This is a genomic window from Foetidibacter luteolus (genome assembly GCF_009650435.1).
In the GTDB taxonomy this organism is placed as follows: Bacteria; Bacteroidota; Bacteroidia; order Chitinophagales; family Chitinophagaceae; genus Foetidibacter; species Foetidibacter luteolus.
In genome coordinates, this window is record NZ_VVIP01000080.1 from 1 (window position 1) to 11,621 (window position 11,621).

7 protein-coding genes are annotated in these 11,621 nt (G+C 43.5%); 5 read left to right on the top strand and 2 right to left on the bottom strand.

Annotated features, from left to right (window positions below):
* Nucleotides 1–880 precede the first annotated feature (880 nt).
* From F0364_RS25035 to F0364_RS25055, 5 genes are all read left to right on the top strand, one after another.
* Nucleotides 881–1,759 carry a trypsin-like peptidase domain-containing protein gene (locus F0364_RS25035; RefSeq protein WP_153800563.1) on the top strand — a complete coding sequence of 293 codons (879 nt, stop codon included), beginning with the start codon at nt 881–883 and terminating at the stop codon, nt 1,757–1,759.
* 16 nt (nt 1,760–1,775) lie between these two features.
* A complete protein-coding gene (locus tag F0364_RS25040) occupies nt 1,776–2,024 on the top strand; it encodes a hypothetical protein (protein ID WP_153800564.1) in 249 nt (82 codons plus the stop codon).
* 251 nt (nt 2,025–2,275) lie between these two features.
* Nucleotides 2,276–3,061: a hypothetical protein gene (locus F0364_RS25045; protein ID WP_153800565.1), complete on the top strand. Its 786-nt coding sequence runs from the start codon at nt 2,276–2,278 to the stop codon at nt 3,059–3,061.
* 247 nt (nt 3,062–3,308) lie between these two features.
* The gene (locus F0364_RS25050; RefSeq protein WP_153800566.1) at nt 3,309–4,184 is read left to right on the top strand and encodes a DUF6602 domain-containing protein; all 876 of its coding nucleotides are present in this window, start codon (nt 3,309–3,311) and stop codon (nt 4,182–4,184) included.
* Nucleotides 4,181–5,233 carry a hypothetical protein gene (locus F0364_RS25055; RefSeq protein WP_153800567.1) on the top strand — a complete coding sequence of 351 codons (1,053 nt, stop codon included), beginning with the start codon at nt 4,181–4,183 and terminating at the stop codon, nt 5,231–5,233. Before F0364_RS25050 ends, F0364_RS25055 begins: the two co-directional genes overlap by 4 nt.
* Before the next feature lie 565 nt (nt 5,234–5,798).
* Here F0364_RS25055 and F0364_RS25060 read toward each other — a convergent pair.
* The gene (locus F0364_RS25060) at nt 5,799–7,526 is read right to left on the bottom strand and encodes a RagB/SusD family nutrient uptake outer membrane protein (RefSeq protein WP_153800568.1); all 1,728 of its coding nucleotides are present in this window, start codon (nt 7,524–7,526) and stop codon (nt 5,799–5,801) included.
* Nucleotides 7,527–8,101: 575 nt separating this feature from the next.
* A complete protein-coding gene (locus tag F0364_RS25065) occupies nt 8,102–11,200 on the bottom strand; it encodes a SusC/RagA family TonB-linked outer membrane protein (protein WP_153800569.1) in 3,099 nt (1,032 codons plus the stop codon).
* Nucleotides 11,201–11,621 lie beyond the last annotated feature (421 nt).

Here is an 11,621-nt window from a genome sequence, read left to right on the forward strand (position 1 = left end):
AGCTTAACCATACAGCAACTGAGCATTATGTTCGAGGGGAGGATGGCCGCAATTTTCTAAAAATTTTTCACGTTCCTTTTTCCGGCCATGGCCGGAAAAAGGAACGTGAAAAATAACCTTGACACAGTTTAAATTACACTCCCTTCCGTGCCCGTTTGGCAGTCTTCCGTATGCTTCCCTTTATCTTCCCTGTTAGCATTTTTATCTTCCGCAGGTGTAAAGGCAGCTTTTCCCGGTTTCCGGCGGGCTGGCGTGAGCTGGAAAGCCAGTTTTGCCGATGGCGGGTGGGCCACCGGGGGGGCTTCCCTTCATCCGCAAACCAGGGAATAGTATCTTTCGTTAGAGAAGAAGAATTATGGGCCGGACTGAAGAATAACTATGAGGCATCGTTGTGTCACTCACTTGTACGCCTTGTTCGCTATGGAGCTTTTATTAAAGCGTAGGGGGCCCGGCTAGTTCTTATGAGCATTTGGCTGCTGGAAACCAGACAAAGTCTGGCAATTATAAGCCCCCCAAAGAGCCGCAAGCTAACTCTTTAGATAGCGGGAGGACTACTGAAAATCGTTACGGCAACCCGTAACAACTATTGCAATATTTAATTTTTTTTCGCATATTGAAACGTGGCTGTTTTATCATACAACCCTGGAGCCCGCAATAATCTCTGTGAAATTGCTTCGAGAGGGGAAACAGGAAAATGAAAACCCAGTTTCATTGACGCAATACTGCTATACAAAAAACGCAATAGAATAGTACTGAGAATGAAGGGTTTATTTATATTTGAATGTGCGGCTAATGCGTCAATGCAAACGTTATGCGTCACCCTGCGACAGACCGCAGACAAGATGAAACCTTTTTTACAACTATAAAAATTAACTGATTAATGTTTGCCAACGCATGTTCACTTGCAAGACAATTTACATTTCCTATTATTATCTCACACCGTTCCTATAACGGGCAGTGTGGTTCAGGAATTGGAACTTTTGTAATCATAAATGAGGAAGGATGGTTCGTAACTGCCTTTCATATTATTGAGCAACTAAATAAACTTGGGCTTGCAAATACTGAATATACAAATCTTGTATCTAAACGAAAAGATATAGAGGATAAAGAAGACTTAAAGAAGCATGTCAAAATGCAAATGCTCAACAACTGTAAAATTCAACCTTCATCTATAACAAACTTCTCAGTATGGTTAGGATGGGACGGTCTTTCAATTGATGGACAAATTCATGCAATACCGCAAGCAGATATAGCAGTCGGGAAGTTGAAGAATTTCAAAAAGGAAATGGTAAAAACTTATCCTAAGTTTAAAAATCCGAATGACCCAATGGAGCAAGGGACAAGCCTATGTAAACTTGGATTCCCATTTCATTCTATTGAACCTACTTTCGATGACCATAAAGGTTTTGTTCTTCCACCTGGTTCTCTACCAATCCCTATTTTCCCAATAGACGGTATTTACACAAGAACTGTAAATATTCAAAGCAATGGAGCAAAGCCTTATCCATTGATGTTTATTGAAACCTCAACACCCGGACTTAGAGGACAAAGTGGAGGCCCTACATTCGATGTAAATGGTGCTATTTGGGCTATTCAGAGCCAAACTCATCATCTAAAACTTGGGTTTGGTGACAATCAGAAGAATTCAAAAGAAGTAGAACACCTTAAAAATCAATACTTAAATGTAGGCTGGGGAACTCACTCTTTGACCGTTACTTCATTTTTGACAGAGAATAACATTCCTTTCCAAATTTTTTAATCATAAATTTGCATCTATGACACAGGACGTACATTTCCAAATCAACAACGGCAACTCAAATACTGTTGTTATTGAAGACGCATCAGCTTCAAGGACTTTTTGGAGCAACTACTTTACACAATCCTATGTTTCACAAAAAGACCACTTCCAATTTCAAGGAAGTTTTGATTTAATGGGTAGACCTATTACATCAAAAAAGCCAACTCCCAAATTGACTACTCGTAAGTCATTTGGTAGAAAACAGAGACGTTCCAAAATCAGTTAATTTCAAAGAGCTTTATTTTCAGAAGGGCGAACGCATAACAGGGGGTTTGCCAAAATACGGGCTGACAGAAGTTATCTTCATCTGCGGCAATTCTATTGTGCTTCATATCCAGCTTGACGTTTACTATTTGGCTTTTAGTTATTATTTTCATCAACACATTTCCAATCAGCAGCGGTCATGGGCGGACGGAATACTAATTCCCGTACTTCGGCAAGCCCTGTTCGTTAGCCACAATGCCATAACAGACCCCAATGAGCATAACATTAAGACGAATTCAGAAATACAAGAAAGCAAAAAGTATTCTTGAAGAATTGCATGACAATCCTCAACATGTTTTAATCATTCACTATTCATGTGAAAGTTTCTATGACATCAAAGAAGGTCGGACACCAAGAATCACCTCAATAGCCATTCGCTACTTAAGAAGTGCTCAGACAAAAAGTTTTTCAATACATAAGGTTGCTGAAATACAAAATTTAACATTAGCAGAAATAGAAGCACATTATAATACGCTTGAAAAACAGATGTTGACCGAATATTTTGACTTTTTAAAAGAACACAAAGATTATAAGTGGGTGCATTGGAACATGAGAGATATCAATTACGGTTTCGAGGCTTTGGAGAATAGATTTATTGTTTTGGGTGGGCAACCATTTCAATTAAATGACGACAATAAAATAGATATGGCGAGAGTGTTGATAGACAAATATGGGAATCAATACATAGGACATCCTCGACTAACTCAGCTCATTGAAAAAAACGACATCTCTGCAAAAAACCTTCTTTCAGGTGACGCAGAGGCAAAAGCTTTTGACAATAAAGAGTATGTAAAATTACACCAGTCGACACTTCGTAAAGTTGATGTTATGGACAGCATTTTAAAACGGACTGCAGAAGGTGATTTAAAAACAAACGCTACAATGCGGCAAATTTATGGGTTGACACCACAAGGAATTTATGAACTAATTAAAGACCATTGGCTTTGGAGTTTGATTATTTCAATAATAATGTTGTTTTTGGGTTGGTTACTTTCGTGAAGGCACTGTGGCTAACATTGGGTTTTATGCAAGTTGGGCAAGACATTGTAACATCAGCTAATTGCATATCCATGCTGTGGTTCGGTCAGACGAATAACAATTAACTTTTGTACATAAATTCAACAACATTTTTTCAATCAGCAGCGGCTACGGGCAGACGGAATTCTAATTCCCAACCTGCATAAAGCCCTGTTCGTTAGCGGCTATTTTAGACAACACCCTAATAATTTGCATACCTTGTAATAACATGGACGAGATAAAGCCTTTCAATAAATTGCCAATCATTAAGTATTTCCAGCACGACTTGGAAAAAATTAAGATGGCTTATAGGCTCTCTGACAGCATCAGAGGTGACTTAAAAAATATCCGTGCTGCTGGAGACCAAGTTGAGCTTGCGGTTAAGCAATTCTTTATTGACAAATTATTTCCTAAATATCATGTTTGTGATGGACACATAGTTGACCGCAATCTAAAAGCTAGCCCACAATACGATATTATTATTTGCGAAAACTCTAAAAATCCAGTTTTATTCAATCTGGCTGATAAATCGGAAATTATTTTTTATGAAACAGTCTTTTGCTTCGGTGAGGTTAAAAAGTCATTCTATGACAAAGACCTTCTTACTGATTTTGCCGAAAATATTAAACGAACCAAACATGAACTAGTAAGAGATGAAATTCCAAGTAATTTTATTGAGTGTGCAAATTCAGGCTTCCACGTTGAAGAAGCATTGACAACACTTCCATATCGAAATCCATTATTAAGCTTTATGCTCTTTATAAATAGTTCTGGTGTGTCCTTTCCCAAACTATCAGAAATGTTGAACGATATTGAAAATAAAAACTGCCCGAATTTTATAACCTTCTTAGATGCTGGAATTATCATCAATGTTAATAAAGCAGATTTTGAAAAAGGAAAGATTACGATAAACCTCTATCCAGAGTTTGAAAAAGAAGAAAGTGTTTGGGTACTAATGGATTTGCAAGGTGAAAATAATGTACTGACTTACCATTACCTATTAATCGTAGAACATTTAAACAATTCAATAGTATCAATTCCAAATCTTCGGGATTATACGAGGAATATATTTGATTTTTCATTTTCAAACTTTCATAAAATATGAATTTCGCAACTCTTAAAATAGCAAGTATTGACAGAATAATTGCTCATGAAATACATGCTAAAACTGAAAAAAGTGATGCTTATGCAAAAATAAATAAGGCATTACTTAAATTTAAGCAAGCGGAAAAAGATATTTTAATTGTGCGCATTCTTGAAGCTCTTAGTAACAGCACAAAGACCTTTCAATTAGACTACGAAGATAAATCTGCGGACAGTGTATATAGCCTAATGACTAAAATTAAGAAGCTTGACGATAAAGAATTTATTACCTCATCCGCAACATTAGCAAGTAATTTAGCAGACGCACATTTTAGAACAAAAATACCTGGCGGATATTGCTTGATAGGAAACGGGTTAACTACTAATAAAAAGTTTTTCTTTTTTGTAATTAAAGCGGAGTTACAGGAAGTTTTCAATGTTCATAATAATGAACTAACATTAATAAAGGATGTATTCCTTTCACCAGCAAAAGACTTTTACAAAATTGGTTTTTTTATTGAAAGTGGGAGTTCATTCATCCCCTATATGTATGACGACCAATTTTCCATGCAAAAGAAAGATTTAACTGAATACTTTTATAGTGCATTTCTAGGTTTGACAACTGATAAAAACGACAGGCTCAAAGCAAAAAATTTCTACGATGACACAAAAAACTTTATTGAAAGCAATGTAGATGAAATTCATGACAGACTTGGCTTGCTAAAAGCTTTGAATGTTTTATATCGGGAAGACGCTAGTGGTTTGATTTCAGCTAAGGAATTTTCTGACAATTATTTTGAGGGAGATTTAAAATCAAAATATGAAAAGAAGATTGTTGCAGAGAAATATCCTCTTTCATTTACTAAAGACATTTCACTTATTGAGCACAAGTTAGAAATGCAGAGAGTTTCAATTCCTCTTTCATATACAATGACAATTGTGGGCAGTACAGCCGAACTTGAGGACTTAGATATTATTGACGACCCAAGTAGACAAACTTTAAGAGATTTAGAACCACAAATAAACAATGGACAAATTAGAAAGCTTGTGGTTTTAAAACAAGCAACTTAAACTTCGGAGAGGACAAAACAGCCTCTAACGAAAGTATTGCCAAAAGCGGGGCGGACGGAATATCAATCATCAGCAAATCGCTATTGTGCATCAACCGGGCTTGACGGAATTCTCTTGCCCTCGTTGGTGTTCATGTGCCCGGAATGCCCATGCAGGTGTTGTCACCTGCATGTACAATGCTCATTCGAAGCTCTCATGCACAATAGCGAACTAAATCTTTTCTTCCCCGCAAAGTATCCACCCGAAGCCCTTCTCCGCAACAGTCTCCGGTACGGCACTTTGTGGCAGGGATGGGCAGAATGATACAATCACCCCCTACCCGGGCTGCAAAGCCGCCCAAAAAACCAACCGATGAAGTGCTTGCGACGCAACGAAGATGCTACAGGGCTATGTCGCTGGTATCATGCAAAGGCAAGTGGGGAGTGGGAAATGGCGAGTGGGAAATAAGGAGCGGGAAGCGGAGCATCCATACAATCCGCCTTCAACCGCTTTTACCCCACCTTCGACAAACTCAGGCTGACAGCCTACTCACCATTCACCACTCACCATTCACCACTCACTACCCCTAATTCCCATAGCCCGGGTTCTGCGGAAAGTCGGCCGGGTTGCTCATTCTTGTTAACTGGTCGCGGGGTATGGGGCGCAGCTTCATGTAGTCTTTAAACTTGGGCGCCACTACGGGGTTAATGTTGGGGTTGGTCATCTGTTCCATCAGTTTGCCGGTGCGCAGCAGGTCGTACCAGCGGAACATTTCGCCGCCCAGCTCACGGGCCCTTTCATCCAGTATAAAGTTGATGCTTACCTGTTCCGGCGTTATATCCATGGCACCCTGGCTGCCTTCTTTGGCTGCCCTTTCCCGCACTTTGTTAATATAACCGGCAGCGGCGGAAGGATCGCCCAGCAAAAAAGCCGCTTCACCCGCCAGCAGGTAAGTATCTGCCAGGCGGAAAATAAAATAGTCGCGGGAGCCCTGCGTGGTATTTACATCAGGCCGCTCCTGGTCCTGAAACTTGATGAGGTTGGCAAACAGCTTTGGGTTCTGGAACCTGGTATTGGAAGGCCAGGGCCCGTTGGGCTGTATGTCCGTTTCCGGGTTAATCTCGTTGCGCATACTATCCGGCAAAAAAACGTACACCGGCCACAGGGCTTTTACCGAGTCTATGTCAATAAGCGTTTTGGGTATAAACATGGCCCGCTGCCCCTTTTTCCAGGCAACGGTTTCGGCTGCATTGGTGTTGGGGTTGTACATATCGGTGGTGGTTTCATCTACCGTAATATTCCAGCTGGTGCGAAAATCGTCATCCCAGCGCTGGTCAATATCGCCATTAAACAGGTTTTGATAATACCAGCTCGGGCGCAGCCTGCTATACGGGCGGCCATACTCCGTAACGCGTTGCACGCCGGGGTGCTCTTCGGAATAAGCGCAGGTAAAGAACAGGTGGCTTTCGTTGCCGTTGCCATTCAGCTCCGGCGTTTTACTGTACAGCACGCTAAAAAGCACTTCGCTGTTGCGCTCGTTAGACAGCCTGAACAGATCCGCATGAGAAGGCATGAGCGAATACCTGCCGGAGTTGATTACCTGGTCCGCAGCAGCCCTGGCTTTCTGCAGGTCGTTGTTATCCCGCTTTACAGTCAGGTACACCCGTGCCAGGTGATGCAGCGCCGCATATTTTGTGGCGTGGCCATATTCTGCAGCATCGTACTGTTCGGGCAGGTTGGCAGCGGCAAACTCCAGTTCATCAATAACAAACTGCCATACCTGGGCGGCAGGTGTACGGGTAGCGGTAGTTTGCACACCTTCTGCCGGGGTGGTGGTAAAGTAAGGGTCGCCATACTGCTGCACCACATGATAATAAAAATGTGCCCTTATAAATCTTGCCTCGGCCAGGTAGCGGTTCTTCAGGCTGTCATCCAGGTTGGTTATCTCCACATTTTCCAGCGCATCAATTACGCTGTTGGCCTGGTTGATGCTTTCGTAAGAACTGTTCCATAGCTGGCGTATATCATTGGTATTGGCATCTATGTTCCATTGCAGAAAAGCCGGCGCGGCGCCCACGCCTGCCAGCCACAGGTCAGACGGGCCTTCGCACAGGTAAAACATATTCTCCGGCGCATAAATGGCCCTTAGCTTGGCATACAAACCGTTAATGCCATTGGTAATACCTTCTTTGGTATTGTACAGGTTACCCGGCGTTATACTGTTGTACGGTGTTTCTTCCAGGTATTTTTTGCAGGATGTAACCAGCATTGCCAGTGCCATACAGGCTAACGCCATGCGAAGATGTTTTTTCATACTCAATCTTTTTACCGCAATGCTTTGCATTGCATTAATTTTTTTATGAGCCAGACTTCAGGAACAACCATGAGGCCGCCGTTGCGTCGCACTCTTGTACGTTTTGTCCGCTATGCAGCTTTTCAGCCCGGTTATGTTGGTGCGTGGAGACACGCACCAGGGCGTAGGAATATCGAACAAGGAACAAGGAATAATGAATGAAGAATGAAAGCCCCCCATTCACCATTCACCATTCACGATAAGAATATCGAACAAGGAACAAGGAATAATGAAGGAAGAATGAAAGCCCCCCACTCACCATTCACCATTCACGATAAGAATATCGAACAAGGAACAAGGAATAATGAAGGAAGAATGAAAAGCCCCCCACTCACCACTCACCATTCACCATTCACGATAAGAATATCGAACAAGGAACAAGGAATGCTGAAGGAAGAATGAAAGCCCCCCACTCACGATTCACCATTCACCATTCACCATTCACCACCTCTCTCCCATCATCATCTTAAAGAACTTACAACCGCTTACCCATCATCAAACCGGCAACCTGCAACTGGTAACCGGCAACCTTCTTCCTAAAACTGCACATTCACGCCAAAGATGAACGTCGTCATCGGCGGATGTTCCGGGTAGCTGCGGCTGTTCTCCGGGTCCAGCACTTCCAGTTTATTCATTGTCCAGAGGAAAGGGTTGTCCACCGTTACATAGGCACGCAGGCTTTTCAGGCCCACCCTTTCACTTAGTTTATTGGAAAAACGATAACCCAGGTTCAACGTTTTCAGCCTTATAAAAGACAGGTCGCGAAAAGCATAGGTACTGCTGACGAGCAAATCCTGCGGGTTGGTTACCTGTGGTTTGGGGAAACTGTTGGACTGGTTTTCCGGCGTCCAGAAGTTTACGTTCAGGTGGCCGTACCGCGTAGAGCCGGCTTCATCCGTTAACAGGCCCAGCACTTCGCCATAACCCTGCCGGGTGTACATATAAAAATTGAAATCGAAATTTTTGTACCGTATCGTGCTGCTGAGGCCGCCCGTCCATTTAGGCACACGGTTAAGTATCATCAGGTCGCCCTGGTCGTAAGTGCCGTTGCCGTTAATGTCTTTTACCTTGGGGTTGCCCGGCTCACGGCCATATTTTTCAGCTTCGGCCCGGTCTTTTTCCTGCCATACACCATCATACTGGTACAGCCAATCCACATTTATCGGCTGGCCGATGAACCATTTGTTACCGGGATCATCCTGCTTGTTGCCGTAGATATCAATAATCTCATTCTTGTTTTTGGCGAAGGTTAGGTTCAGGTTCCACTCAAAATCTTTGCTGCGTACGGGTGTCGTGTTCAACGATACCTCTATACCCTTGTTGCGTGTTTTACCGATATTCTGTAAAGTACCTTCATAGCCTGACGTATAGGGTAGCAGGCGGAAAAAGATAAGGTCGTGGGTATTGCGTTCGTAAAAGTTTACCTCACCATTGATGCGGCCATTGAGGAAGCCGAAATCAAAACCTACATTGTATTCTTCCAGGCGCTCCCATTTCAGGTCAGGATTGGGTATACTGGTAGGCAGGTAGCCGATAGCGGATGCATCATCGCCAAAAATATACTGGTAGCGGCCCAGTTCCCCTAACGTTTGGTAAGGACTGGTAGCGGTGTTACCCGTATTACCCCAACTGATGCGCAGCTTTAAATCAGAGAACAACTTTTGATTCTTCATGAATGGTTCCTGTATAATGCGCCAGGCAAACGCCGCGGAAGGAAAGAAACCCCACTGGTTGCTGCGCGACAACCTTGAAGAACCATCGTACCGCCCCGTAAGCGTTAGCAGGTACCTGTCTTTAAATGCGTAATTAACACGCCCCATATAAGAAAGTAAACGCCAGCGGTAATAATCCGATGCTCTTGAAAAGTCTGTAGGCGCTTCATTTACATTGTACCATTTGCCGTAATAAGGCATATCCACACCGGTTAACTGCAAATAAGTGCGGCTAAAGGTTTGTGCATCCTGCACGGCAGAAACGTCCAGGCGGTGGTCGCCGAATTCGTTTTTATAATTCAACTGGTTGGTAAACGTAATAGATTTCTGGTCTTCCTTACTGTATGCTGCACGGCGCGGCGCTCCCTGCCTGTCCTGGCTTTGCGGCCCCCAGTATTCGCCCTGTTCTATAAACTGCAGGTCTGGCGTAACGGAAGATTTAAAGGAAAGCCCCTGCAGTATCTCCCAGTTAAGGTTGACGTTGATAAAGATGCGGTCACGGAAGTTTTTACGCTCCAGGTTAATATCCTCCAGGTCAAACAACGGGTTGGAGTGCAGTACGGTAGCATACCAACCGTTGGGATAAAAGAGCGGGTTACCGTTATCGTCATACGCTTTGGTTAGCGGGTCAAGCACATTGCCGTATTTGAATGTGTTGTTATCGCCCAGGTCACGTATTGAGTGATTGTACATGGCTGTGTAGGCGATGGAGAACTTATCAGACAGCCGTACATCGCCGTTAAAACGGGCCGTATATCTTTCAAATGACATGTTCTTTAAAATGCTGCCGATATTGGTATAGCCCAGGCTTATTTTGTGACTGGATTTTTCGCCGCTGATATCTACACTAACGTTATTATCCGTTTGAATGCCGCTGCCGCTGAACATTACATCCTGCCAGTCCGTGTACTGGTTATTGCGGATGGCATTCAGGGCAATGGGGTCAAATATCTCCTGATCTGTGCGGCCAGGGTACGCGGCCCTTTTGTACTTGGCGTAGGTTGGGCCATCCATCATGTCCAGCCTTTTCAATACTTTGGAAATGCCAACATATCCGTCAAAAGAAACCGAAAACCTGTCTCCCTTAACACCACGCTTTGTTGTGATAATGATAACGCCATTAGAACCCCGTGAACCATAGATAGCGGAGGCGGATGCATCTTTCAGCACATCGAAGCTGGCTATGTCATGCACGTTGATATCACTTAAAGCGCCGGAGTAAGGGGCGCCATCTAATACGATTAGCGGGGTATTAGGCCCCGTAATTGAATTTAACCCGCGGATATTTACGGTGCCTGCATCCCCCGGTTTATTACCGATAATGATGTCTGCGCCGGCTACCTTACCCTGCAGGCCCTGCAATGGGTCAACCAGGCCTGTCTGGTTTTTAACAGCGTCTGCCCCCACCCTCGTTACCGCACCGGTAAGGTCAGATTTCTTCACTGATCCGTAACCTATTGCTACCACTTCCGGCAGCACATTGGCCACATCTTGCTTCATAGACACGTTCACCGTTGCTTTACCTGCAACGGGTTGCTCAGTGGTAGGATAGCCGGTTAAAGAAAACACCAATATGGCCCCGGCAGGATTGGGTACTGTTATCTTGTAACTCCCATCCGCTGCTGAGGTGGCAATGCGGCCGGCGTTCTTTACCATGATGGTTACATTTTCCAACGCCTTGCCGGAAAAGTCAGTTATTTTACCTGTAATAACAGCCGTGTCTTTAATACCTGCTGGTGTGGCGCTGTCCTTCACGGATACGGCAGAATCTCCTTTTATTGAAGTTGTATCGGCTTTTTTGCGTAACGTATCCGCCTGCGCATTTACGGCGCCGGCAAAAAGGCAAAACGTACATAAACAGAGGCAGCAATGTTGAATACTTTTCAGGCAGCCGTTCCATAATGCGCATACAGTGTTAGTCATTTCTTTCTTTGTTTAAAAGAATGATGATGGTTGAAACTGAACAGGTGATTTGTTTGAAGCGCTACACTATGAAGGATGATTACAGCAGGCAATAAGGAGCCCGCCTAAGTGGCGTTACCGGCTTTCAATGAAATATTGGTTTTTATATAATTAAGGTTTAGTTCACACTTATTGTGCCAAGATTGGCAATTGAGGAAAAAGGTTGGCGGATGGTGACTGGTGAATAGTGAGAAATAGAATTAAATAGAATTTACGTAGGCAGTGTTTCTTCGGCACAAAGTGTGCACCCGAAGCCCTCTCTGCAATAGTCTCTGGTACGGGACTTTGCGGCAGGGATGGGCAGCATGATGTAATCATTCCCTACCCGGGCTGCAAAGCCGCCCAAAGAACCAACCGATGAAGTGATTGCGACGCAACGAAG

Excerpts from the sequence above, each read along its gene's own strand:
- F0364_RS25035 (WP_153800563.1), top strand. The coding sequence starts at position 881 with ATGTTTGCCAACGCATGTTCACTTGCAAGACAATTTACATTTCCTATT.
- F0364_RS25040 (WP_153800564.1), top strand. The coding sequence starts at position 1,776 with ATGACACAGGACGTACATTTCCAAATCAACAACGGCAACTCAAATACT.
- F0364_RS25045 (WP_153800565.1), top strand. The coding sequence starts at position 2,276 with ATGAGCATAACATTAAGACGAATTCAGAAATACAAGAAAGCAAAAAGT.
- F0364_RS25050 (WP_153800566.1), top strand. The coding sequence starts at position 3,309 with ATGGACGAGATAAAGCCTTTCAATAAATTGCCAATCATTAAGTATTTC.
- F0364_RS25055 (WP_153800567.1), top strand. The coding sequence starts at position 4,181 with ATGAATTTCGCAACTCTTAAAATAGCAAGTATTGACAGAATAATTGCT.
- F0364_RS25060 (WP_153800568.1), bottom strand. The coding sequence starts at position 7,526 with ATGAAAAAACATCTTCGCATGGCGTTAGCCTGTATGGCACTGGCAATG.
- F0364_RS25065 (WP_153800569.1), bottom strand. The coding sequence starts at position 11,200 with ATGACTAACACTGTATGCGCATTATGGAACGGCTGCCTGAAAAGTATT.